This window comes from Achromobacter sp. 2789STDY5608615 (genome assembly GCF_001298995.1).
In the GTDB taxonomy this organism is placed as follows: Bacteria; Pseudomonadota; Gammaproteobacteria; order Burkholderiales; family Burkholderiaceae_B; genus Achromobacter; species Achromobacter insuavis.
Genome location: NZ_CYTY01000024.1, coordinates 54,473 through 76,690 on the forward strand (window position 1 = coordinate 54,473; position 22,218 = coordinate 76,690).

Sequence of the window (22,218 nt, forward strand, 5' to 3'; positions counted from 1 at the left end):
TGCTACCCGAATCATTCTGGCGATGCTGCAAGCGAACGTTCCATCGTTCGCGCGCGCCGCCCGCCCCAGGCCGCGGTCATCGGCACGGCCCCGCGCCACACCCCGCGCGCCAGGCGATCGACGTCCGGCAACCGCGCCGCGCGGCGGAAAACGATGGCGGCGGACGCGACATCGAACAACGCCCCTTGCCGCCCATTGCGTCCGGACAAACCCCGTCCGCCGCCGCCGATGGCGCGCAAGGCGCGATCAATGCTTTGCGCTGTCACAAATTTCCATATAATTTTGGGAAATTAACTTATTACCAAAATTCCAATAAACCCGGAGATACCCATGGCGTTACAGCCCCAACTCCGCCGTTGGGCAGGCGTGCTGGCCCTTGGCGCCAGCGGACTCGCCGCCCTGCCCGGCGCGGCGCTCGCCGCCCCCGACGGCCGCCAGATCAGCACCCAGGGCGCCAATGGCGCGCCCGCCTGTATGACCTGTCACGGCGCCCAGGGGGAAGGCAACCCCGCCGCCGGCTTCCCGCACCTGGCCGGCCTGGGCGCCGCCTACCTGGCCGAGCAGCTCGAGGCGATGGCCAACGGCTCGCGCGTCAGCCCGGTGATGGCGGCCACCGCCAAGGCGCTGGATCCGGCCCAGCGCCAGGCCGTGGCCCAGTACTACGCCGCCCTGCCCGCGCCGCTGAACATCGACCGGCTGGCCGCCACCGCGCGGCAACTGGCCAAGCCGGACGACACCGGCGCCTGGCTCGCCACGCGCGGCGCCTGGGACAAGAACGTCCCCGCCTGCAACCAGTGCCACGGCCCCGGCGGCATCGGCGTCGGCGCCAACTTCCCCAGCCTGGCCGGCCAGCCCGCGGCCTACATCGCCGGCCAGTTGCGCGCCTGGCGCCAGGGCCAGCGCCCGCCCGGCCCGCTGGGCCTGATGCCGGCCGTCGCCACCCGCCTGACCGACGCCGAGATCGACGCCGTGTCCGCCTATTACGCCGGCCTGCCCAAGGCCGCCGACCTGCTTGCCGCGCAAGCCAACACCGCCGCGGGAGCCAAGCCATGAATCCGATCCGCCACCGCTTCGCCCGCCTGTTGCTGCTGGCCGCCGTGGGCGCCGGCGCGCTGATGTCGACCGCGACGGCCGCCGCCGCCGACGCGCGCCCCGCATTCACGCCGCCCAGCGCCGCATCGCTGCCCGACACCGAATTCGGCAAGATCGTGCGCCAGGGCGAGCAGATCTTCCTGCACACGCCGCAGAACGCCAGCAAGTTCGTCGGCAACGACCTGAACTGCGCCAGCTGCCACCTGGACGCCGGCCGCCGGCCCGATTCCGCGCCGATGTGGGCGGCCTACGTGCTGTATCCGGCCTACCGGGCCAAGAACGGCCACGTCAACACGCTGGCCGAGCGCCTGCAGGGCTGTTTCCGCTTCAGCATGAACGGCAAGCCGCCGGCCGCCGACGATCCGGTGCTGACCGCGCTGCAGACCTACATGTTCTGGCTGGCCAGCAAGGCGCCCACCGGCGTGGCCCTCAAGGGCCAGGGCTACCTGAAGCTGCCGGCGCCGGCGCAGAAGGCCGACTACGTGCGCGGCAGCGAGGTCTACGCCCAGTACTGCGCCGTCTGCCACGGCGCCGAGGGCAAGGGACAGAAGAACGGCGAGCACTGGGTGTTCCCGGCGCTGTGGGGGCCGGATTCCTTCAACTGGGGCGCCGGCATGCACCAGATCGGCAACGCCGCCGGCTTCATCAAGGCCAACATGCCGCTGGGCCAAGCGGGAATGCTGAGCGACCAGGAGGCCTGGGACGTGGCGTATTTCATGAACGCGCATGAACGGCCGCAGGATCCGCGCTACACCGAATCGGTCGCCAAGACCCGCGCCAAGTACCACGACTCCGACGATTCGCTGTACGGCATCGAGGTCAACGGCCACCTGCTCGGCAGCGATTCGCCCGCGCCGGGCGGCAAGCTGACGCAGGCGGCAGCCCGCTGACGGCGCGGCGCGGCGGGTTTTCCCCCTGCCGCGCCGCGCGATTTGCTATCCTTCGGGTCTCGGCATCACACGCTCGTCACATTCATGCACGCCACTTCCGGCAATGTTTTCATGGTCGTCGCCCCCAGCGGCGCCGGCAAATCCAGCCTGGTCAAGGCCTTGCTGCAGCAAGACCCGTCCATTCTCCTGTCCGTCTCCTGCACCACCCGTGCGCCCCGCCCCGGCGAGGAAGACGGCCGCGAATACCGCTTCATCGGCATCGACGAATTCAAGCAGCTGCGCGACGAGCAGCGGCTGCTGGAATGGGCCGAGGTGCATGGCAATTTCTACGGCACGCCACGCGACCGCATCGACGAAGCCACCCGCGAAGGCCGCGACGTGCTGCTGGAGATCGACTGGCAGGGCGCGCGCCAGGTGCGCCAGCGTTTTCCCGGCGCGATCGGCATCTTCGTGCTGCCGCCGTCCATCGAGGAACTCGAAAGCCGGCTCAAGGCGCGCGGCCAGGATGCGCCGCAGGTGATCGCGCGCCGGCTGATGGCCGCGGGCGGCGAAATCGCGCACGCGCCTGAATGCGAATATGTTATTATTAATCAAGAATTTAGCGTAGCCTTGTCGGAACTGACTCAAATCGTCAGCGCCGCTCGGCTGCGTTTTTCGTCTCAGGCCGCCCGCCACGCCGAATTGTTCGCGCAACTCGGCATCCCGGCAGCCCACTGAAACGAATCCGCATTCTCCCTATCCACCATCAGCACCAGGTGTCCTAATGGCTCGCATTACCGTCGAAGACTGTCTGAATCAGATCCCCAACCGTTTCAAGCTCACGCTGGCCGCCACCTACCGCGCCCGCGAGCTGGCGCAAGGCCATGCCCCGCGCCTGGACAGCAAAGACAAGCCCACCGTCACGGCCCTGCGCGAAATCGCGGGCGGCCTCACCGGCGCGGAAATGCTGCGTAAAGTTCCCACCTGATCTTCTCCGGGGGCGGCAAGCATGGCTTTTCCCGGGCTGAAGTACGCTTCATCTGGTCTGCTTGCCGCGCTCCGTGCCGGCTCCCGTCTCGGGCGCCGCACCGGCAAGAAAGACAAGAATTCCCCCACGCCAGCCTCCGTCGCCGCGCAAGAAGCGGCGGATGCGACCGCCTCGCCGGTCGCCTCGCTGGCACCGCTGACCGAAATCATCGGCAGCTATCTCGACAAGAAAGATGTAGAACGCGTCCGCGAAGCCTACCGCTTCGCCGATCAGGCGCACCTGGGCCAGTTCCGCGCCAGCGGTTCGCCCTACATCTCGCACCCCATCGCCGTCACGGAAATCTGCGCGGGCTGGAAGCTCGACGCGAACGCGTTGTCCGCCGCCCTGCTGCACGACGTGATGGAAGACCAGGGCATCGCCAAGCACGAGCTGGCCGAGAAATTCGGCCCTGAAGTCGCCGAGCTGGTCGATGGCCTGTCCAAGCTGGACCGCCTGGACTTCGCCACCAAGGCCGAGCAGCAGGCCGAGAGTTTCCGCAAGATGCTGCTGGCGATGGCGCGCGACGTGCGCGTCATCCTCATCAAGCTGGCCGACCGCCTGCACAACATGCGCACGCTGGACGCGGTCAACCCCGAGAAGCGCCGCCGCATCGCCCGCGAAACGCTGGACATCTACGCGCCCATCGCCCACCGGCTGGGCCTGAACCTGCTGTTCCGCGAACTGCAGGACCTGTGCTTCGCGGCCATGTACCCGAACCGCTATCAGGTGCTGTACAAGGCCGTGCTGGCCGCGCGCGGCAACCGCCGCGAGGTGATCGGCAAGATCGCCGATTCGGTGCGCGCCGCCCTGCCGGCCGCCGGCATCGAGGCCGAGGTCACCGGCCGCGAGAAGACGCTGTTCGGCATCTACCGCAAGATGGTCGACCAGAAGAAGTCGTTCTCCGACGTGCTCGATATCTATGGCTTTCGCGTCATCGTCCACACGCTGCCCGAGTGCTACCTGGCGCTGGGCACGCTGCACCAGCTGTACCGGCCGGTGCCCGGCAAGTTCAAGGACTACATCGCGATCCCCAAGGTCAACGGCTACCAGTCGCTGCACACGACGCTGGTGGGCCCCTACGGCACGCCGGTGGAATTCCAGTTCCGCACCCGCGACATGCATCACGTGGCCGAGGAAGGCGTGGCCTCGCACTGGCTGTACAAGGGCGCCGACCTGACGCTCAACGACCTGCAGAAACGCACCCACCAGTGGCTGCAATCGCTGCTGGACATCCAGAGCCAGACCGGCGATTCGGGCGAGTTCCTCGAACACGTCAAGGTCGATCTGTTCCCGGACGCCGTCTACGTCTTCACCCCGCGCGGCAAGATCATCTCGCTGCCGCGCGGCGCGACGCCGGTGGACTTCGCCTATGCCATCCATACCGACATCGGCAACCAGGCGGTGGCGGCCAAGGTCAACGGCGAGTTCGTGCCGCTGCGCACGGAACTGAACAGCGGCGACACGGTGGAAATCGTCACCTCGCCCGCCTCGCGCCCGAACGCGCAATGGCTCAACTACGTGCGCACCGGCCGCGCCCGCTCCGAGATCCGCCACTACCTGCGCACCGTCAAGTACGAGGAATCGGTGGCCTTCGGCGAGCGCCTGCTGGGCCAGGCCCTGCAAGAGCTGCATATGCCGCTGCCGGCCACCGACGATCCGGCCTGGCAGAAGCTGGCGCGCAGCACCGGCGCCAGCTCGCGCGAGGAAATCCTGGCCGACATCGGCCTGGGCAAGCGCCTGGCCGCCGTGGTGGCGCGCCGCTTCGCGCCCGAGCACCAACTGGTGGCCACCACCGCCGCGGCGGTGGACGAGCTGACCTCGGCCCGCAGCGCCCCGATCCTGATCCAGGGCAACGAAGGCCAGGCGGTGCAGCTGGCGCCGTGCTGCGGCCCGCTGCCCGGCGACCCGATCATCGCCGGCATGCGCATGGGCCACGGCCTGGTGGTGCACACCGCCGACTGCCCGGTGGCCATGCGCCAGCGCCTGCGCGAACCGGAACGCTGGATCAACGTCGCCTGGGACGCCCACACCGCCAAGCACCTGGCCACGCGCCTGGACATCGTCACCCGCAACGAGCGTGGCGTGCTGGGCCGGCTGGCCGCCGAAGTCACGGCGGCCGACGCCAACATCATGCATGTGACGATGCACGATGACGCGGTCTCGACCGTGTCGCTGCACCTGACCATCCAGGTCGATAGCCGCAAGCACCTGGCGCAGGTGATCCGCGCCATCCGCCACGTGCCGCAAGTGCAGAAGATCGTGCGCGTGAAAGGCTGAAGGGGGAGCCCACCCCCGAAGCGCTGCGCGCTTCCCCCTCAAGGGGGCATGTCTACGGACCGGCGGAGCCGGATCCGTGACATCCCGCTTGGGGGCGTTCTCATTGCGGCCTTTGAAGCGTGGGGCGATCCGCGCTCAGGCCACGTGCTGCAGGAAGTCCTTCAGGCGCTGGCTGGGCGGATTGTCCAGCAGCTCGGCCGGCGGACCGTCGTGCGCGATCTTGCCTGCGTCGATGAAGATCAGGCGGCTGCCGACCTTGCGCGCGAACTCCATTTCGTGCGTGACCACCACCATGGTCATGCCCTCCTCGGCCAGGTCGCGCATCACCTTCAGCACCTCGTGGCGCAGTTCCGGGTCGAGCGCCGAGGTCGGCTCGTCGAACAGCATCAGCTTGGGCTTGATCGCCAGCGCGCGGGCGATCGCCACGCGCTGCTGCTGGCCGCCCGACAGCTCGGACGGGTAGTGGTTCATGCGCTCGCCCAGCCCGACCTTGCGCAGCAACTGCTCGGCCAGTTCGCGCGCCTCGTCGCGGCTCTGGCCGCGCGTGTGCACCGGCCCGAACATGACGTTCTGCAGCGCGGTCATCTGCGGGAACAGATTGAACTGCTGGAACACCATGCCGGCCTCGCGGCGGATCTCGCGCACCTGCGCCGCGCCGCCATGCACGCTCAGGCCGTCAACGAGCAGGTCGCCGCCATTGATCGTCTCAAGCACGTTGATGCAGCGCAGGAAGGTGGACTTGCCGGAACCGGACGGCCCCACCACCACGACCACTTCGCCCGCATCGATATTGAGCGAGATGCCATTCAGGACGGTGGACTCGCCGAACGTCTTGGTGACGTCATGAAATTCAACCATGCTCATAGTATGCGCATCCTTTTTTCCACCAGGTGCAGGATCAGCGCCATCGTGCCCGTCAGGATCAGGTAGACGATGGCGATCGCCGACCAGATCTCGACCGCGCGGAAGTTGCTGGCCATGATTTCCTGGCCCTGGCGGGTCAGTTCCGCGACGCCGATCACGATGAACAGCGACGAATCCTTCAGGCTGATGATGCACTGGTTGCCCAGCGGCGGAATCATGCGGCGGAACGCCACCGGCCCGATGATGTGGAACAGGATCTTGTGGAACGGCAGGCCCATCGCCTGCCCGGCTTCCTTCAGGCCCTTGTGCACCGATAGCAGCGAGCCGCGCACGATCTCGGAGATATAGGCGCCCGAGTTGATGATGAGCGTGACGATGGCCGCCCACTCGGCGTCCACCCGGATGTTCGCCAGCAGCGGCAAGGCGAAATAAATGAACATCACCTGCACCACGATCGGCGTGCCGCGGATCACCGCGACGTACACCTGGGCGATGCCCGACAGGATCGGATGCCCGTAGGCTCGGGTCACGCCGGAGAGCGCGCCCAGCAGGAACCCGCCGAACAGGCCCCAGAAAGTGATCTTGATGGTCATCTGCGTGCCCACCCACAGGTTGGGCAGCGCATCCATCACTACATTCCAGTCAAAATCCACGATTACCCCTCAATGGCGCGCCAGCGCGCCGCATCACGGCGGGAACGCCCGGCGGCGCAAGCGACCCGGGGCCGCCCCGTCCCGGGCCCGGCGTCGCCGGAGCGAAGCGCCGGGGCCCCAGACTGCCGGGCGGCCCCGAAATGCAACATCAATCCGACAGGGAAGCTCAGGGCTTCTTGCCGAACCACTTCTCGTAGATGGCGTCGTACTGGCCGTTGGACTTGAGCGTGGCCAGGGCCTTGTTGACCTGCGGCACCAGTTCGCTGCCCTTGGGGAAGGCGATGCCGTAGAAGTCGCCGCTCTTGACCGAGCCGACCACCTTGACGCGGCCCTTGCCGGCCGTGTTGGCGTAGTACTGGACGTTGGGCGTGTCGTGCACGGCGGCGTCGACCCGGCCGGTGGCCAGTTCCAGGTAGGCGTTGTCGATGTTGGGGAACAGCTTGAGCTTGGCGTCCGGCACCTGGGCCTTCAGGAAGTCCACGGTGGCGGTGCCGGTCTTGACCGCGACGGTCTTGCCGGCCAGCGACTTGGCGTCCTTGATGTCGGTGTTCTTGTCGCCGACCAGGATGGCCAGGCCGCTTTCGTAGTAGGGATCGGAGAAGTCGATCACCTTCTTGCGGTCGTCACGGATGGTGATGCCGGCCAGCGCGACGTCGATGTTCTTGGTCTGCAGGCCAGGGATGATGCCGTTGAAGTCCATCGGCTGCAGCTTGTACTTGACGTTCAATTCCTTGGCGATGGCGGCCCACAGGTCGACGTCGAAGCCGGTGTAGGTGTTGCCTTGCTTGAACTCGAACGGCACGAAAGCGGTATCGGTGGCCACCACCAATTCCTTGCCTTGGGCGTAGGCGCCGGAGGCGGCGCCAAACATGGCCACGGACAGGCCGACCAAGGCGGCGGCGACTTTACGTTTAATCATGAAACTCTCCTCTTGGGGGCCGATAGCACCCGGGTTTTAGTTGGAACATGATGCGCGGGCCACGCCGGGATCGCCGGAGCAACTTACGGGGCATGTTAACGCATCCGTCCCCACCGCAGAGAGCTTAGAAAAATTACAATCCGCATGACACCCCGGAGAATCCCCATGCCCTACAAGTATGTACGCATCGCCGGCAACCGGCGCCAGGTCGGCGCGGCGCTGGGCAAGCTGGCCCGTCCGCTGATGGCGACCTACCTGGACCAGAGCGCCACCTGGAAGGCGCTGCGCCCCTGGCGCGGCCACCCGTACCTGGACGAGCTGGGCGAACAGGCCCGGACCGCCCTGCCCGCCCTGTGGGACGAACTGGAGGGGCTGGCCGAGGGGCTGGACATGCCGCTGGCCGACGTGCTGTTGTGGAATTGCCGCGGCGACCTTCTGCACAGCAGCGGCAGCGGCGACGGCTGCACCTCGGTGGCGCTGAAAGCGGCGGACGGCACCCGCTGGATCGGCCACAACGAGGACGGCGACCCCTACCTTTACGGCCGCTGCCACCTGGTCGACGTGGCGCTGGAGGACGCGCCGGGCTACCTGAGTTTCTACTATCCGGGCTCGCTGCCCGGCCATACCTTCGGCGCCAACCGCGCCGGCCTGGTGCAGACCATCAACAACCTGCGCACCCGGCAACGCCATGCCGGCGTGCCGCGCATGCTGCTGGCCCGCGCGGTGCTCGACTGCGCCACGCTGGACGAGGCGGTGGCGCTGCTGCGCGACACCCCGCGGGCGGGGGGGGCTTTCACCATACGCTGGGATCGGCGGCCGACGCGCGCATTTTCAGTGTCGAAGCGACACCGGGCACCGCCTCGGCGCAGGAAATCGGCACCCGGTATGGCCACGCCAACCATATGGTGCACCAGGCCAGCCGGGGGCAATCGCAGATCATCACCGACTCGTCACGCGACCGCCAGCGCCGCATCGAGGGCATCGTCGACACCTGGTCCCCCGCCACCACGGGCGCCGACCTGCTGGCGGCGCTGCACGATACCGAAGGCGATTTGCCGATCCTGCGCACCGATGCCGCGGACCCGGATGGCGAAAACACGCTCGCCACCGCGATCTTCGAGATCGGCGATGGCGAGGTGACGTTGCGGGTCTATGACCGCAAGGCCAAGGCGGAGATCGTGCTGGATGTGATGAACGATCCGGAGTGACGGGGCGCGAATCGTCCCGTGCGGACGGCCCGGCGTTCACATTGATCGACACACCCGCACATCGATCAGGACTCGAACCATACGCGCCACCGACAATCTCGGATCAATCGCCAACTGGAAATGGGGCGGCGCTGCATAGAATGAGACTCAATTTTTTGAGAGTCTCATGCGCGGCAGAATACTCAACTACTTGCGTTCGATACCGTGGCACGATCCGGGCACGGTCGCCTTCATGATTGACCTGGTTCAAATCGTGGCGATCGTGATCGCTCTCATCCTCGTGGCGATCGCGGCAATTCGACATTGGCTTTTCGCCTGAGAACCCAATCCCATGGCCCCAACGCAAACGGGGCGACCCGTGATGACCATCCCGGATCGCCCCGCCCTCATGCCGCCGACTCAACGGGCGCCGTAGCCCCCGCCTCCCGGCGTTTCGACCACGAACACGTCGCCCGGATGCAGCTGGGCGCTGTCCTGCGGACCGAGTTCCTCGACCGAGCCGTCGATGCGTTCGACGTAGTTGCGGCCCATCGCGCCCGGTTCGCCGCCGGCCAGGCCGAACGGCGCGTGCAGGCGGTTGTTGGACAGGATCGCGGCGGTCATGTCTTCCAGGAAGCGGATGCGGCGCACGCCGCCGTTGCCGCCGGCATAGCGCCCCGCGCCGCCCGAACCGTGGCGGATCTCGTACGATTCGAGCCGCACCGGGAAGCGGAACTCCAGCACTTCGGGGTCGGTGAGGCGCGAGTTGGTCATGTGCGCCTGCACCACCGAGGTGCCGGGGAAGCCTTCATCGGCCGGACCGGCGGCGTCGATGCGCACGGGCCCCGCGCCGGTGCCGCCCGAGATGGTCTCGTAATACTGGTGGCGCGCGTTGCCGAAGGTGAAGTTGTTCATGGTGCCCTGGCTGGCGGCCAGCACGCCGAGCGCGCCGTACAGCGCGTTGACGATGCACATGGACGTCTCGACGTTGCCCGCCACCACCGAGGCCGGCGGGTTCGGACGCAGCATCGAGCCTTCCGGCAGGATGATGGACAGCGGCACGAGGCAGCCGTCGTTCAGCGGGATGTCGTCGTTGACCAGGGTGCGGAACACGTACAGCACCGCGGCCACGGCGATGGCGCCCGGGGCGTTGAAGTTGTTGTCCAGCTGGTCCGACGTGCCGGTGAAGTCGACCACGGCGCTGCGCGCCTGGTTGTCGACCCGCACCGCGACGCGGATGACCGCGCCGTTGTCCAGCGGATACTCGTAGCTGCCGTCCTTGAGCACCGAGATCACGCGGCGCACCGCCTCTTCGGCGTTGTCCTGCACGTGGCCCATGTAGGCCCGCACCACGTCCAGCCCGAAGTGATCGCACATGCGCAGCAGTTCCTGCACGCCCTTTTCGTTGGCGGCGATCTGCGCGTGCATGTCGGCGATGTTCTGGTCCGGATTGCGCGCCGGCCAGCGGCCCGAACCGAGGATGTCGCGCGCGGCCTGTTCGTGGAACTCGCCGCCCTTGACCAGCTGGAAGTTGGTGAACAGCACGCCTTCGTCTTCGACCGTCTTCGAGTCCGGCGGCATCGAGCCCGGCGTGGTGCCGCCGATGTCGGCGTGGTGGCCGCGCGAGCCGACGTAGAACAGGATCTCGCCGCCCTTGCGGTCGAACACCGGCGTGATCACCGTGACGTCCGGCAGGTGGGTGCCGCCGTGGTACGGGTCGTTGACCACGTAGGCGTCGCCCGGCTGCATGCGGCCGGCATTGGCGTTCATGACGGTGCGCACCGACTCGCCCATGGAGCCCAGGTGCACCGGCATGTGCGGCGCGTTGGCGATCAGGCGGGCCTTGGCATCGAAGATGGCGCAGGAGAAGTCCAGGCGTTCCTTGATGTTGACCGAGTATGCCGTGTTCTGCAGGCGGTAGCCCATCTGCTCGGCGATCGACATGAACAGGTTGTTGAACACCTCCAGCATCACCGGGTCGGCCTGGGTGCCGACGGCGCGGCGCTGCGGACGGGCCTCGACGCGGCGGATCACGAAGTGGTCCTGCTGCGTCAGCTCGGCCTGCCAGCCGGGTTCGACCACGGTGGTCTGGTTCGGCTCGGAGATGATGGCGGGACCCGCCACCATGTCGCCGCCGGCCATGTCTTCACGCACGTACAACGGGGTGTCGCGCCAGGCGCCGCCGCTGTACATGCGCACCGCGCGGCGCGGCGCCAGCGCGCCGTCGCGGCTGCGCGAGGCGGGCGTCTCGGTGACGCGCTCGCCGCCGCCGGTGGCTTCCACCGAGATGGTCTCCACCACCAGTTCGCGGTTGGGCATGAGGAACGAATAGCGCTGGCGGTAGGCCGCCTCGAAATCCGCGCGCGCCTGCTCCAGGGTGGCATAGGCCACGTCCAGCGCGGTGTCGGTGCCGCGGTACTTCAGGTGCAGGCGGCGCTGCACCTGGATGTCGCTGTCGGCCACGCGCTGGCGGCGCAGTTCGTCCACGGCCTGCTCGGCCAGCGCGTCCAGCTCGCCTTGCAGCTCGGCCATCAGCGCGGCGTCGAGCACCTTTTCGACGGTCTTCTGGCGCATGTCGGTCTGGTCCGCCAGACCCATGCCGTAGGCCGACAGCACGCCGCCCAGCGGGTGCGCGAACACGGTGGTCATGCCGAGCGCGTCGGCCACCAGGCAGGCGTGCTGGCCGCCGGCGCCGCCGAACACGGTCAGCGCATATTCGGTGACGTCGTGGCCGCGCTGCACCGAGATGCGCTTGATCGCTTCGGCCATGTTGCCGACGGCGATTTCGAGGAAGCCCTCGGCCAGTTGTTCCGGCGTCATGTCACGGCCGGTGGCGGCGCGGACCTCGTCGGCCATGGCTTCGAAACGCTGCACGACGGCGTCGCGGTCCAGCGCTTCGTCGGCATCGGGGCCGAACACCTTTGGGAAGAAATCAGGCTGGATCTTGCCGAGCAGCACGTTGCAGTCGGTCACGGCCAGCGGGCCGCCGCGGCGGTAGCAGGCGGGGCCGGGGTTGGCGCCGGCCGAATCCGGGCCGACGCGCAGGCGCGCGCCGTCGAAATGCAGGATCGAGCCGCCGCCGGCCGCGACCGTGTGGATGCTCATCATCGGCGCGCGCATGCGCACGCCGGCCACCAGGGTCTCGAATTCGCGTTCGAATTCGCCGGCGTAGTGCGACACGTCGGTGGAGGTGCCGCCCATGTCGAAGCCGATGACCTTGTCGAAGCCGGCCTGCTCGCTGGTGCGCACCATGCCGACGATGCCGCCGGCCGGGCCGGACAGGATGGCGTCCTTGCCGCGGAAGCGGTGCGCGTCGGTCAGGCCGCCGCTCGATTGCATGAACATCAGGCGGATGCCGGGCAGCTCACTGGCCACCTGGTCGACGTAGCGCTTGAGGATGGGCGACAGGTAGGCGTCGACCACCGTGGTGTCGCCGCGCGAGACGTACTTGATCAGCGGGCTGACCTCGTGCGAGGCCGACACCTGGGTGAAGCCGATCTCGCGCGCGATGCGGGCGGCGCGCTGTTCGTGAGCGGTGGCGTGCCAGGCGTGCATGAAGACGATGGCGACCGTGCGGATGCCGCTGTCGTAGGCCGCCTGCATGTCGCGGCGCAGCGCCGCTTCGTCCAGGTCGCGGATCACTTCGCCGTCGGCGGCGACGCGCTCGTCGGCCTCGACCACGGCCTCGTAGAGCATTTCCGGCAGCAGCACGTTGCGGTCGAACAGGCGCGGACGGTTCTGGTAGGCGATGCGCAGGCCATCGCGGAAGCCGCGGGTGGTCACCAGCAGCGTGCGTTCGCCCTTGCGCTCGAGCAGCGCGTTGGTGGCGACGGTGGTGCCCATCTTGACGCATTCGACCTGCTCGGCCGGCACCGGCTGGCCGGGCGCGATGCCCAGCAGCTTGCGGATGCCCGCCACCGCCGCGTCGCGGTACTGCTCGGGGTTCTCCGACAGCATCTTCGCGGTGGTGGTGGTGCCGTCGGGGCGGCGCGCCACGATGTCGGTGAAGGTGCCCCCACGATCAATCCAGAATTGCCACTTCATATTCATCCTCGGGTACAAGAAGCCGCCACGGCGCTGCCGGCCGCGGCGTGCGGGTTGTGGTACGGGGCGTGGCCCCGCGTATCGGTTACAGGGAGGTCGCGGCGCGCGCGGCCTGGTCGTACAGGCCGGACAGGGCGCGCAGCGTGTGCGCCAGCTGGCGGCTGAATTCCAGGCCGCCCCCGCCCGGCGCATCGAGGCCGGCGGTCAGGCATTGCTCGCGGATTTCGCCGTAGCGCTTGATGATGGCCGCGCCCTCGGGCGTGACGCTGTAGAACACTTCCTTGCTGGCGCGCTCGCCCTTGACCACGCCCAGGCGGTCGAGCTTTTTCAGCGCGTAATTGACGATGTGCGTGTCTTCGACATTGAGCGTGAAGCAGATGTCGGCCAGCTTCTTGGGGCGCTGGCGATGGAACACATGGTGGAACACCATGACGTCGGTGGGCGTCAGGTCGGGCAGGCCCGCCGCGGCCATGCAGCGCACGGTCCAGCGGTCAAAGGCGTGGCTGGCGATCATCAGGCCGAATTCGACTTCGGACAGATCGGGCGCGCTGCCTCCGGCCAGGTGGGCCGACGAGGCGATCAGCGTGGAGGTCATAACGGCTGCGCAACAAGTTTATCTGCGCGAAATACTAATAATTTATCTATATTTCATCAATAAAAAATAAATCAGGGACACAAAAAAACCCTCGTTTCGAGGGAATACCCTAGTCACACCGGCCAGGTTCGCAGGCCCCGCCCCGGGCGCGCCAGGGCGTTCGCGGCAGACGTCCAGACAGACGCCTGCCCCAAGCCTGGACGCTACGGCGCGTCCCAGCCCGCCGGCAGGTGCGCGCGGATCAGCGAACCGGCGATGGAGATGCGCGCCGCGATCTCGGGCATCGGGTCGCCCGGGCCGAACCATTGCGCATGGGCGATCTCGTCTTCCTGCACGCGGATGTCGCCGGACACGTATTCGGCGGTGTAGGCCACCATCAGCGAATGCGGGAACGGCCACGACTGGCTGCCGAAGTACTTCAGGTTGCCGACCTTCAGGCCGACCTCTTCCAGCACCTCGCGATGCACCGTCTGCTCGATGCTTTCGCCCGGCTCGACGAAACCGGCCAGCGCCGTGTAGCGCCCGGTGGCGTTGGCGGTGTGGCGCGCCAGCAGGATGCTGTCGCCCTTGCGGATCAGCACCATCATGGCCGGCGATATGCGCGGATAGGCCGAGAAGCCGCAGGCCGGGCAGCGCTGGCAGAACTCGCCGCTGACGCGGGTGGTGGCGGTGCCGCAGGCGCCGCAGAAACGATGGGTGCGGGCCCATTCGGCGATCTGATAGGCGCGGCCGGCCAGCGCCATGCGCTCTTCGCCGAGCACGCCGAACAGGGACCGCAGCTTCTTGAAGGCGTAGCCGTGCGGCGCCTCGATGCCCGGCTCGACATGCGCGGCGCGGGCCGGCGATTCCGGCGCGGCCCAGACCGGCTGCAAGGCATCGGCCCCAAGCCCGGCGCGCACACAGGCGTCCAGGTCCGGCAATACGCTGGTGGCTTCCTCGACCAGCAACTCGTCACGACGAAAAACGAAATTCACACGACCCTCTGCGACACGACTGTGATGACGAGATCTTAGAAGAAAAAAGCCTTGCCGCAAGATATCGTCCGGCCCGTGGGCACACTCGTTCAATCTTCAAGTATCCGGCGCGCGCCAGCCTAGGAATTACCCGTAAACGCGCATTTACAGGCACTTTGTGACCAATTGGCAACATAGAATGGCACGGCTTTTCAGCTAGGCGTCATGCCGCGCCGCGCTCTTTTTTCGCAATGCCCACCGGGCCCCGCCCCGCACTCCCCATTCGCAAAGAAGGACCATCATGTTCAAGAAGCTCTCGCTGTTGACCGGCAGCCTTATCGTGGCATTCAGCGCCGGTGCCCAGGCCCAGACCAAGTGGGACCTGCCCAGCGCCTACCCCGCCAGCAACTTCCACGTCGAAAACCTGACGACCTTCATCAAGGATGTCGACACGCTGTCGGAAGGCAAGCTCAAGATCACGCTGCACAACAACGCCTCGCTGTACAAGGCGCCCGAGATCAAGCGCGCGGTGCAAGGCAACCAGGCCCAGATCGGCGAGATCCTGCTGACCAACTTCGCCAACGAAGACCCGATCTACGAACTGGACGGCCTGCCCTTCCTGGCCACCGGCTACGACGCCTCGTTCAAGCTGTACCAGGCGCAGAAGCCGTTCCTGGAAAAGAAGCTGAATTCGCAGGGCATGACGCTGCTGTACGCGGTGGCCTGGCCGCCCCAGGGCATCTTCGCCAACAAGGACATCAAGCAGATCAGCGACATGAAGGGCCTGAAGTGGCGCGCCTACAGCCCGGTGACCGCCAAGATCGCCGAACTGGTCGGCGCCCAGCCGGTGACGGTGCAGCAGGCCGAACTGTCGCAGGCCCTGGCCACCGGCGTGATCGACTCGTACATGTCGTCGGCCTCCACCGGCTACGACACCAAGACCTACGAGTACATCAAGAAGTTCTACGACACCCAGGCCTGGCTGCCCAAGAACGCCGTGATCGTCAACAAGAAGGCGTTCGACGCGCTCGACCCGGCGACCCAGGAAGCGCTGAAGAAGGCCGGCGCGCAGGCCGAGGAACGCGGCTGGAAGCTGTCGCAGGAAAAGAACAAGTGGTACCAGGAAGAGCTGGCCAAGAACGGCATGGAGACGATCAAGCCCACGGTCGAGCTCAAGGAAGGCCTGTCGGTGATCGGCAAGCGCATGCTGGATGACTGGCTCAAGAAGGCCGGCGCCGACGGCCAGGCCATGATCGACGCCTACCGGAAGCAGTGATACGACCATGCGCCGCTTTCTGGATGGACTTTACGGCGCGGCCGGCCTGCTGGCCGGCCTGTGCACAATCGGTGTATTGGTGGCGGTGCTGGCCGCGATCGTCGCGCGCCAGCTCGGCCTGAACATTCCCGGCACCGACGCCTATGCCGGGTATTTCATGGCCGCGGCCGGTTTCCTGGCGCTGGCCAGCACCTTCAAGCATGGCGAGCACATCCGCGTGACGCTGGTCTTGAACGCGCTGTCGCCGGCCGCCAGCCGCCGCCTGGATATCTTCGCGCTCGGGATCGGCTGCCTGATGGCCGCCGCCTTCGCCTTCTTCAGCGTCAAGCTGGCCTACGACTCCTGGCAGTTCAACGACATGTCCACGTCCAACGACGCCACGCCGCTGTGGATTCCGCAGCTCAGCATGGCCGTGGGCACGGTCCTGTTCCTGGTCGCCCTGCTCGATGAGCTGGTTCGCCGTTCTCGCGGCCTGGCCGCCGCCACCTCGCAGCAAACCCATGAATGAACTTCTCGTCATTACCCTGCTGGTCGTCTCGATCTTCGCGTTCCTGGGATGCGGCGTCTGGGTCGGCCTGACGCTGGCGGGCACCGCCTGGATCGGCATGGAGATCTTCTCCAGCCGGCCGGCCGGCGACGCCATGGCCGTCACCATCTGGGGCGCCTCGTCGAGCTGGACGCTGACCGCCCTGCCCCTGTTCCTGTGGATGGGCGAGATCCTGTTCCGCACCCGCCTGTCGGAGGACCTGTTCAAGGGCCTGGCGCCGTGGCTGAACCGGCTGCCCGGCCGGCTGCTGCACACCAACGTCATCGGCTGCGCCATCTTCGCGGCGGTGTCGGGCTCGTCGGCGGCCACCTGCGCCACCGTCGGCAAGATGACCATCCCCGAACTGACGCGCCGCGGCTACCCCGAGGCCAAGATCCTGGGCACGCTGTCGGGCGCCGGCACGCTGGGGCTGCTGATCCCGCCGTCGATCATCATGATCGTCTATGGCGTGGCGGCGGACGTGTCGATCGCCAAGCTGTTCATCGCGGGCATCGTGCCGGGCATCCTGCTGGCGCTGCTGTTCATGGGCTACATCGCCTGGTGGGCGATCCGCAACCCCGATGAAGTGCCGGCGGCCGATCCCGGCCTGACCTTCAAGGAGAAGCTGTCGCGTTCGCGCCACCTGATCCCGGTGATGCTGCTGATCGGCGCGGTGCCGGGCTCGATCTACACCGGCATCGCCACGGCCACCGAAGCCGCGGCGGTCGGCGTGGTCGGCGCGCTGATCCTGTCCGGCCTGCAGGGCTCGCTGAACCGTGCCACCTTCATGCAATCGCTGCTGGGCGCCACCCGGCTGTACTGCATGATCGCCCTGATCCTGGCGGGCGCGCAGTTCCTGACGCTGGCGATGGGCTACATCGGCCTGCCGCGGGCGCTGGCCGAATGGATCGGCGGCCTGGGCCTGTCGCAGTTCTGGCTGATCATGGCGCTGATGGTGTTCTTCATCATCCTGGGCTGCTTCCTGGACGGCATCTCCATCGTGGTGCTGACCATGGGCGTGCTGCTGCCGACCGTGCAGGCCGCCGGCATCGACCTGATCTGGTTCGGCATCTTCATCGTTTTCGTTGTGGAAATGGCACAGATCACGCCGCCGGTGGGCTTCAATCTGTTCGTGCTGTCGGGCATGAGCGGACGGGAACTGCCCTACATCGCGCGCGCCTCGCTGCCGATGTTCTTCCTGATGATCCTGGCCGTGCTGCTGTTGTACGTGGTGCCCGGCATCGCCACGTGGCTGCCGCTGCACATGACGCTGTGATCGCGTAGCGCCCCCCGAAACCCCGTTCTCGCAACGGGGTTTTTTTTGGAACAATCGCCTGATTGTTTCAACAATCGCTTTTTTTGCCGTTCTGTAAACCCAGGGAAAACGCGAAAAAGATAAACGCACTACACAAGCCGTAACTTTTTTAGAATCCCCGTGGCGTTCCAGTGCGCACCAAGATGACGCATGGACGCAATCAGGGCCAATGCTCCGGACCCGCGCCAACCCTGGCGTCGGTGCAGCGGCCCCGCTCCAGGCGAACCGCCAGGCGCATCCAGCCGAGCCAAAAGCCCGGTTTATGCCAAGAACAGAAACATTAGGAGAAGCCTTCGTGAAACGCATCACCCTCTCGCTCGCCGCAGCCGGTCTCGGCCTGGCCGCCGGCGCCGCCTCCGCTGAAACCAGCGTCACCCTCTACGGTATCGCCGACGTCAGCATCCGCTACGTCAACACCAGCGACGGTCAAACCGGCCAAGATGGCAGTCGCATCGCCATGGCCAACGGCGCCATCTCGAACAGCCGCTGGGGCCTGCGCGGCTCGGAAGACCTGGGCGACGGCAACCGCGCCTTCTTCCGCCTGGAGCAAGGCTTCAACGTCCAGAACGGCAAAGCCTCCGACACCAGCAAGACCTTCAACCGCCTGGCCTACGTCGGCCTGGATGGCGGCAAGATCGGCGCGCTGACCCTGGGTCTGCAGAACACGGTGATCCAGGACCTGATGGCCGATTACTTCGACCCGCTGACGGTCGGTAACTACAACGAAAACTCGTGGCTGCCCGCCGCCATGGGCCGCGTGCGCACCAACAACGCGTTCCGCTACTCGAACACGCTGGGCGACCTGGCCGTGGCGGCCCAATGGGCCAACGGCGACAAGTGGTCGGACCGCGCCGCCGGCCAACAGATGGGCATCAGCCTGCGCTACACGGTCGGCCAGCTCGGCCTGGGCGGCGCCTTCCAGAAGACCTTCGGCGCCAACGACTCCGACCTGCGTCAGCAAGTGTGGAACCTGAGCGCCTCGTACCAGTTCGAAAGCGCCAAGATCTTCGCCGGCTACTTCAACGGCCGCGATCAGACCGGCTGGGTCAACGCCGTCATGGGTGGCACCACCACCGCCAACCTGGACCGCAAGGACAACGGCTACTTCGCCGGCGTGACCTGGCAGGCCACCCCGCGCTGGGCCATCACCGGCGCCGCCTACTACGACCAGAGCAAGAACGTGGTCGTGGACGGCGACAAGGGCAAGCGCTACGCCCTGGTGGCCGTGGCCGAGTACTCGCTGTCCAAGCGTACCCAGGTGTACGGCACCGTGGATTACAACAAGGTCCGCGACGCGGTCACCGGCGAAATCGCCGGCCGCACCAGCCAGATCGGCGCCGGCCTGGGCATGCGCCACATCTTCTAAGTCCTTCGCGACTTACGGCCCGCCCCCGGCCGCATATCAAAAAGCCCGTCGCGCGAGCGACGGGCTTTTTCTTTGCCGTTACCGGAAGCGGTCCCGCTACATGCCCAGATACGCCTTGCGCACCTCGTCCGACGCCGCCAGCTCGGCGGCGTCGCCCGACAGCGCAATGCGCGCGCTCTGCATGACGTAGGCGCGCGACGCCACTTCCAGCGCCTGCGTCATATTCTGCTCGACCAGCAGCACCGACAGGCCGTCGTCGCGGTTCAACGCGGCCAGGGCGTCGAATACCTGCTCGACCAGCAGCGGCGACAGGCCCAGGCTGGGCTCGTCGATCAGCAGCAGCCGCGGCCCGCTCATCAGGGCGCGGCCGATCGCCAGCATCTGCCGTTCGCCGCCGGACATGGTGCCGGCGAGCTGCTCCCGGCGCTCTTTCAGGCGCGGAAACAGCGCGTAGACCTTGTCCAGCCGCTCCTGGTAGACGCGTTCGTCGCGCACGGTGTACGCCCCCAGCCGCAGGTTCTGCTCGACCGGCTGGCGCGCGAACACCCGCGCGCCTTCCGGAATCATCGCGATGCCCTGCTTGACCAGCTGGTCCGGCGGCGTTCCGGTGATGTCGCGCCCTTCGAAGACGACCCGCCCTTCCCTGGGCTTGACCGAACCGATGATGGCCAGCAGCGTGCTGGATTTGCCGGCGCCGTTGGCGCCCAGCAGCGCGGCGATTTCCCCCTGGCGCACTTCCAGCGACACGTCGCGCACGGCCTGCACGCCGCCGTAGGCCACGCTCAGGTTGTCGACCTTCAACATCACATCAGGCACGGTGCTTCCTCCCCAGATAAGCCTCGATCACGGCGGGATGGCGCACGATATCCTGGGGCGCCCCTTCCGCGATCATCTGGCCAAAGTTCAACACCAGCACCCGTTGCGCCAGCCGCATCACGACTTCCAGCACGTGCTCGACGATGATCAGCGTGACCCCGGCGGCGTGGATGCCGCGCAGGATCTCGGCCAGCGCGATGGCCTCGGCCGGATTGAGGCCGCCAGCCACTTCGTCCAGCAGCAGCATGCGCGGCTCGGTCGCCAGCGCGCGCGCCAGCTCGACCCGCTTCTGCCCCGCCACGTTCAGTTCGGCCGCCAGCGTGTCGGCGCGATCGGCCAGTCCCACCAGCTCCAGCACCCGCGCCGAGGCGCGGCGCGCGTCGGGCAGGCGCGGATGGCGCAGCAGCGCGCCGACCATGGCGTTCTCCAGCACCGTCATCTGGCCGAAGCTGCGCGGGATCTGGTAGGTGCGCACCAGGCCCATGGCCGCGACCTGCTCGGGCCGCCGGCCGATCATGGACTCGCCGGCGAACGCCACCGTGCCCGAGGTCGGCTCGTGATGGCCCACCAGGCCGTTGAACAGGGTGCTCTTGCCGGCGCCGTTGGGACCGATGATGGCGACGATCTCGCCCGCGTCCACCGACAGCGAAATGTCCTTGTTGGCGACCAGGCCGCCGAAGCGCTTGGTCAGGTTCTTAACGTCGAGCAGAGCCACGGCGCCTCCTCAATGTCACCAGACCGCCTGGCAGGAACAAGGTGACGAGCAGAATCGCCAACCCGAAAATCAGCAGGTCCAGGCCCAGGCCCGAACTGCCCCACAGCACCCGCGTGCCTTCCGACAGCGGCAGCAGCACCGCCGCGCCCAGCCACGGGCCGACCAGCGTGCCCACGCCGCCCAGGATGGCGACCAGCACCACCTGCACCGACATCGTCAGGCTGAACATGGACTCCGGATCGATGAAGCCCACGTACATGGCGAAGAAGCCGCCCCAGACGCCGGTCATGCCGGCCGACATCACGAACGCCAGCATCTTGTAGCGATCCGCCGGCACCCCCAGGCTGCGCGAGGCGGCCTCGTCGCCGTTGATGGCGCGCCAATAGAAGCCGGTCTTGGAATGCACCAGGAAGTACGTGGCGCAGAAGGTCAGGAACGCCAGCCCCACCGCGATCCAGTAGTACGGCACCTTGCTGCGGAACAGCAGCATCCAGGCGGCGTCGCCGATCGGCGCCTCCAGCCCGACGGCGCCGCCGGCCCAGTCCCAGTTGATCATCAGCAGCAGCCCGATCTGCAGCAGCGCGATGGTGGCCATGGCGAAATAGTGGCCGGACAGGCGCAGCGTCGGCCCGCCCACCAGCCAGGCCAGCGCCGCGCTGATCAGGCCGCCCAGCGGAATGCCGAGCAGCGGCGTCAGCTTCAGGTGATGCAGCAGCAGCAAGGTGGTGTAGCCGCCCACGCCCACGAACACGGCGTGGCCGAACGAGATGCGGCCGAGAAAGCCGCCCACCAGATTCCAGCACGCGCCGAGCGCGCCGAACATGATGGCCAGCAGCAGCACCTGCAGGGTGAACGAGTCGGTCACCACCAGCGGCACCAGCGCCAGCAGCACCGCCGCCGCCAGGGCCACGGCCACCGGCCATTTCGGCACGCCCGAGGCCGCGCCGTCCTTTTTCTGTGTCGTCGTCATGTCACCACCGCCCGAACAGGCCGCGCGGCCGATACCAGAGAGCCAGGATGAAGAGGATGAAGACGCTGACCGTCTTCAGCGCGGGCGCCACGAAGTAGCCCGTCATGGCCTCGATGATCCCGATCAGGATGCCGGCGATGAAGGCGCCCGGCAGCGAGCCGAAGCCGCCCATGCAGACCGCCACGAAGGCCAGCAGGCCGAATACCGTGCCCACCGAGGGGAACACGTAGAAGAATGTGGTCAGCAGCGCGCCGGCCAGGCCGACGGCGGCGCTGCCCAGCATCCAGACCTGGGCGTTGACGCGGTCGGGCGAAATGCCGACCAGCGCCGCCACCTGGCGGTCTTCGGCCACCGCCTGCAGGGCGTGGCCCCAGCGCGTGCGGTACACCAGCACGAACAGCGCGGCCACCACCACCAGCGCGATCAGGCCGGTCACCACCTGCGGGCGGCCCAGCGAGATGCCCGCCACCGTGACGCTGCCGGACACCAGGGTGTCGGGCAGGCTGCGGTAGTCGGGGCTGAAAGCGATGAACGCCAGTTGCCGCAGCACCAGGCCCAGGCCGAAGGTGGCCAGGATCACCGCCATGGCGGGACCTTTCTGCAGGCGCTTGATGATCAGCGCATAAGTGAGGAAACCGACGAAGGCGAGCACGATGGCGACCAGGGGGGCCGACAGCGTGGGGTCGATATGACCCAGGGTGTATAGCCAATAGGCGGCATACATGCCGAGCATCAGGAATTCGCCATGGGCGAA

At 67.2% G+C, this 22,218-nt stretch carries 21 protein-coding genes and 1 pseudogene; 11 read left to right on the forward strand and 11 right to left on the reverse strand.

The genetic code is table 11. The features are described from left to right. Positions 1 to 11 precede the first annotated feature (11 nt). Entirely contained in the window at positions 12 to 266 is a 255-nt protein-coding gene (locus tag AOZ49_RS32600) for a hypothetical protein (RefSeq protein ID WP_156355692.1), read from the reverse strand. 64 nt (positions 267 to 330) lie between these two features. Between AOZ49_RS32600 and AOZ49_RS20270 the strand changes: the two genes are divergently transcribed. The 5 genes from AOZ49_RS20270 to AOZ49_RS20290 all read left to right on the forward strand — a co-directional run bounded on the left by AOZ49_RS20270 (position 331) and on the right by AOZ49_RS20290 (position 5,265). Continuing rightward, positions 331 to 1,053 carry a c-type cytochrome gene (locus tag AOZ49_RS20270; RefSeq protein ID WP_054431403.1) on the forward strand — a complete coding sequence of 241 codons (723 nt, stop codon included), beginning with the start codon at positions 331 to 333 and terminating at the stop codon, positions 1,051 to 1,053. After that, entirely contained in the window at positions 1,050 to 1,982 is a 933-nt protein-coding gene (locus AOZ49_RS20275; protein WP_054477395.1) for a c-type cytochrome, read from the forward strand. Before AOZ49_RS20270 ends, AOZ49_RS20275 begins: the two co-directional genes overlap by 4 nt. A gap of 84 nt (positions 1,983 to 2,066) precedes the next feature. Further along, positions 2,067 to 2,699 carry a guanylate kinase gene (gmk, locus tag AOZ49_RS20280; RefSeq protein ID WP_076413045.1) on the forward strand — a complete coding sequence of 211 codons (633 nt, stop codon included), beginning with the start codon at positions 2,067 to 2,069 and terminating at the stop codon, positions 2,697 to 2,699. Between the two features lie 46 nt (positions 2,700 to 2,745). Next, complete coding sequence (gene rpoZ, locus AOZ49_RS20285; RefSeq protein ID WP_006394760.1) at positions 2,746 to 2,949, forward strand: DNA-directed RNA polymerase subunit omega; 204 nt, start codon at positions 2,746 to 2,748, stop codon at positions 2,947 to 2,949. A 21-nt stretch (positions 2,950 to 2,970) separates the two neighbouring features. Next, entirely contained in the window at positions 2,971 to 5,265 is a 2,295-nt protein-coding gene (locus tag AOZ49_RS20290; RefSeq protein WP_006394759.1) for a RelA/SpoT family protein, read from the forward strand. Between the two features lie 135 nt (positions 5,266 to 5,400). On the opposite strand, the gene glnQ is transcribed toward AOZ49_RS20290, so the two are convergent. The 3 genes from glnQ to glnH all read right to left on the reverse strand — a co-directional run bounded on the left by glnQ (position 5,401) and on the right by glnH (position 7,701). Then, positions 5,401 to 6,129 (reverse strand): glutamine ABC transporter ATP-binding protein GlnQ, encoded by a 729-nt coding sequence (gene glnQ / locus AOZ49_RS20295; protein WP_054431401.1) that lies wholly within the window; start codon positions 6,127 to 6,129, stop codon positions 5,401 to 5,403. After that, a complete protein-coding gene (gene glnP, locus AOZ49_RS20300) occupies positions 6,126 to 6,782 on the reverse strand; it encodes a glutamine ABC transporter permease GlnP (protein ID WP_035360348.1) in 657 nt (218 codons plus the stop codon). Before glnP ends, glnQ begins: the two co-directional genes overlap by 4 nt. A gap of 166 nt (positions 6,783 to 6,948) precedes the next feature. Then, positions 6,949 to 7,701 carry a glutamine ABC transporter substrate-binding protein GlnH gene (glnH, locus tag AOZ49_RS20305; RefSeq protein ID WP_054431400.1) on the reverse strand — a complete coding sequence of 251 codons (753 nt, stop codon included), beginning with the start codon at positions 7,699 to 7,701 and terminating at the stop codon, positions 6,949 to 6,951. 165 nt (positions 7,702 to 7,866) lie between these two features. Between glnH and AOZ49_RS20310 the strand changes: the two are divergent. Both AOZ49_RS20310 and AOZ49_RS32605 read left to right on the forward strand, forming a co-directional pair. Then, positions 7,867 to 8,909 (forward strand): annotated as a pseudogene (locus AOZ49_RS20310) (C45 family autoproteolytic acyltransferase/hydolase). Between the two features lie 166 nt (positions 8,910 to 9,075). After that, positions 9,076 to 9,228, forward strand: a complete 153-nt coding sequence (locus AOZ49_RS32605) for a hypothetical protein (protein WP_156355693.1) — start codon at positions 9,076 to 9,078, stop codon at positions 9,226 to 9,228. A gap of 80 nt (positions 9,229 to 9,308) precedes the next feature. Here AOZ49_RS32605 and AOZ49_RS20315 read toward each other — a convergent pair whose 3' ends face one another. From AOZ49_RS20315 to nudC, 3 genes are all read right to left on the reverse strand, one after another. Beyond that, complete coding sequence (locus tag AOZ49_RS20315; protein ID WP_054477396.1) at positions 9,309 to 12,932, reverse strand: hydantoinase B/oxoprolinase family protein; 3,624 nt, start codon at positions 12,930 to 12,932, stop codon at positions 9,309 to 9,311. An 85-nt stretch (positions 12,933 to 13,017) separates the two neighbouring features. Next, positions 13,018 to 13,527 carry a winged helix DNA-binding protein gene (locus tag AOZ49_RS20320; protein ID WP_006388202.1) on the reverse strand — a complete coding sequence of 170 codons (510 nt, stop codon included), beginning with the start codon at positions 13,525 to 13,527 and terminating at the stop codon, positions 13,018 to 13,020. Between the two features lie 203 nt (positions 13,528 to 13,730). Continuing rightward, positions 13,731 to 14,501: an NAD(+) diphosphatase gene (gene nudC / locus AOZ49_RS20325; protein WP_054477398.1), complete on the reverse strand. Its 771-nt coding sequence runs from the start codon at positions 14,499 to 14,501 to the stop codon at positions 13,731 to 13,733. 280 nt (positions 14,502 to 14,781) lie between these two features. Between nudC and AOZ49_RS20330 the strand changes: the two genes are divergently transcribed. The 4 genes from AOZ49_RS20330 (at position 14,782) to AOZ49_RS20345 (ending at position 18,963) form a co-directional block, all read left to right on the forward strand. Then, complete coding sequence (locus tag AOZ49_RS20330) at positions 14,782 to 15,756, forward strand: TRAP transporter substrate-binding protein (RefSeq protein WP_049073497.1); 975 nt, start codon at positions 14,782 to 14,784, stop codon at positions 15,754 to 15,756. A 7-nt stretch (positions 15,757 to 15,763) separates the two neighbouring features. Then, positions 15,764 to 16,264 carry a TRAP transporter small permease gene (locus tag AOZ49_RS20335; protein ID WP_054431396.1) on the forward strand — a complete coding sequence of 167 codons (501 nt, stop codon included), beginning with the start codon at positions 15,764 to 15,766 and terminating at the stop codon, positions 16,262 to 16,264. Next, positions 16,257 to 17,558, forward strand: a complete 1,302-nt coding sequence (locus tag AOZ49_RS20340) for a TRAP transporter large permease (RefSeq protein WP_054477400.1) — start codon at positions 16,257 to 16,259, stop codon at positions 17,556 to 17,558. The genes AOZ49_RS20335 and AOZ49_RS20340 overlap by 8 nt, the downstream gene beginning before the upstream one ends. 334 nt (positions 17,559 to 17,892) lie before the next feature. Beyond that, positions 17,893 to 18,963 (forward strand): porin, encoded by a 1,071-nt coding sequence (locus tag AOZ49_RS20345; RefSeq protein ID WP_054477402.1) that lies wholly within the window; start codon positions 17,893 to 17,895, stop codon positions 18,961 to 18,963. Between the two features lie 96 nt (positions 18,964 to 19,059). On the opposite strand, the gene AOZ49_RS20350 is transcribed toward AOZ49_RS20345, so the two are convergent. From AOZ49_RS20350 to AOZ49_RS20365, 4 genes are all read right to left on the reverse strand, one after another. Next, positions 19,060 to 19,767, reverse strand: a complete 708-nt coding sequence (locus tag AOZ49_RS20350) for an ABC transporter ATP-binding protein (RefSeq protein ID WP_054431392.1) — start codon at positions 19,765 to 19,767, stop codon at positions 19,060 to 19,062. A gap of 4 nt (positions 19,768 to 19,771) precedes the next feature. Next, complete coding sequence (locus tag AOZ49_RS20355) at positions 19,772 to 20,494, reverse strand: ABC transporter ATP-binding protein (RefSeq protein ID WP_054431391.1); 723 nt, start codon at positions 20,492 to 20,494, stop codon at positions 19,772 to 19,774. Next, positions 20,475 to 21,464 carry a branched-chain amino acid ABC transporter permease gene (locus tag AOZ49_RS20360; RefSeq protein ID WP_054477404.1) on the reverse strand — a complete coding sequence of 330 codons (990 nt, stop codon included), beginning with the start codon at positions 21,462 to 21,464 and terminating at the stop codon, positions 20,475 to 20,477. Before AOZ49_RS20360 ends, AOZ49_RS20355 begins: the two co-directional genes overlap by 20 nt. 1 nt (position 21,465) lies before the next feature. Beyond that, on the reverse strand, positions 21,466 to 22,218 hold a 753-nt coding region (locus AOZ49_RS20365), incomplete at its 5' end, for a branched-chain amino acid ABC transporter permease (protein WP_054477408.1).

What these genes read in the sequence shown, in the direction of transcription:
- AOZ49_RS20270 (WP_054431403.1), top strand. Translation starts at nt 331, where the DNA reads ATGGCGTTACAGCCCCAACTCCGCCGTTGGGCAGGCGTGCTGGCCCTT.
- AOZ49_RS20275 (WP_054477395.1), top strand. Translation starts at nt 1,050, where the DNA reads ATGAATCCGATCCGCCACCGCTTCGCCCGCCTGTTGCTGCTGGCCGCC.
- gmk (WP_076413045.1), top strand. Translation starts at nt 2,067, where the DNA reads ATGCACGCCACTTCCGGCAATGTTTTCATGGTCGTCGCCCCCAGCGGC.
- rpoZ (WP_006394760.1), top strand. Translation starts at nt 2,746, where the DNA reads ATGGCTCGCATTACCGTCGAAGACTGTCTGAATCAGATCCCCAACCGT.
- AOZ49_RS20290 (WP_006394759.1), top strand. Translation starts at nt 2,971, where the DNA reads ATGGCTTTTCCCGGGCTGAAGTACGCTTCATCTGGTCTGCTTGCCGCG.
- glnQ (WP_054431401.1), bottom strand. Translation starts at nt 6,129, where the DNA reads ATGAGCATGGTTGAATTTCATGACGTCACCAAGACGTTCGGCGAGTCC.
- glnH (WP_054431400.1), bottom strand. Translation starts at nt 7,701, where the DNA reads ATGATTAAACGTAAAGTCGCCGCCGCCTTGGTCGGCCTGTCCGTGGCC.
- AOZ49_RS32605 (WP_156355693.1), top strand. Translation starts at nt 9,076, where the DNA reads ATGCGCGGCAGAATACTCAACTACTTGCGTTCGATACCGTGGCACGAT.
- AOZ49_RS20315 (WP_054477396.1), bottom strand. Translation starts at nt 12,932, where the DNA reads ATGAAGTGGCAATTCTGGATTGATCGTGGGGGCACCTTCACCGACATC.
- AOZ49_RS20320 (WP_006388202.1), bottom strand. Translation starts at nt 13,527, where the DNA reads ATGACCTCCACGCTGATCGCCTCGTCGGCCCACCTGGCCGGAGGCAGC.
- AOZ49_RS20330 (WP_049073497.1), top strand. Translation starts at nt 14,782, where the DNA reads ATGTTCAAGAAGCTCTCGCTGTTGACCGGCAGCCTTATCGTGGCATTC.
- AOZ49_RS20335 (WP_054431396.1), top strand. Translation starts at nt 15,764, where the DNA reads ATGCGCCGCTTTCTGGATGGACTTTACGGCGCGGCCGGCCTGCTGGCC.
- AOZ49_RS20340 (WP_054477400.1), top strand. Translation starts at nt 16,257, where the DNA reads ATGAATGAACTTCTCGTCATTACCCTGCTGGTCGTCTCGATCTTCGCG.
- AOZ49_RS20350 (WP_054431392.1), bottom strand. Translation starts at nt 19,767, where the DNA reads ATGTTGAAGGTCGACAACCTGAGCGTGGCCTACGGCGGCGTGCAGGCC.
- AOZ49_RS20360 (WP_054477404.1), bottom strand. Translation starts at nt 21,464, where the DNA reads ATGACGACGACACAGAAAAAGGACGGCGCGGCCTCGGGCGTGCCGAAA.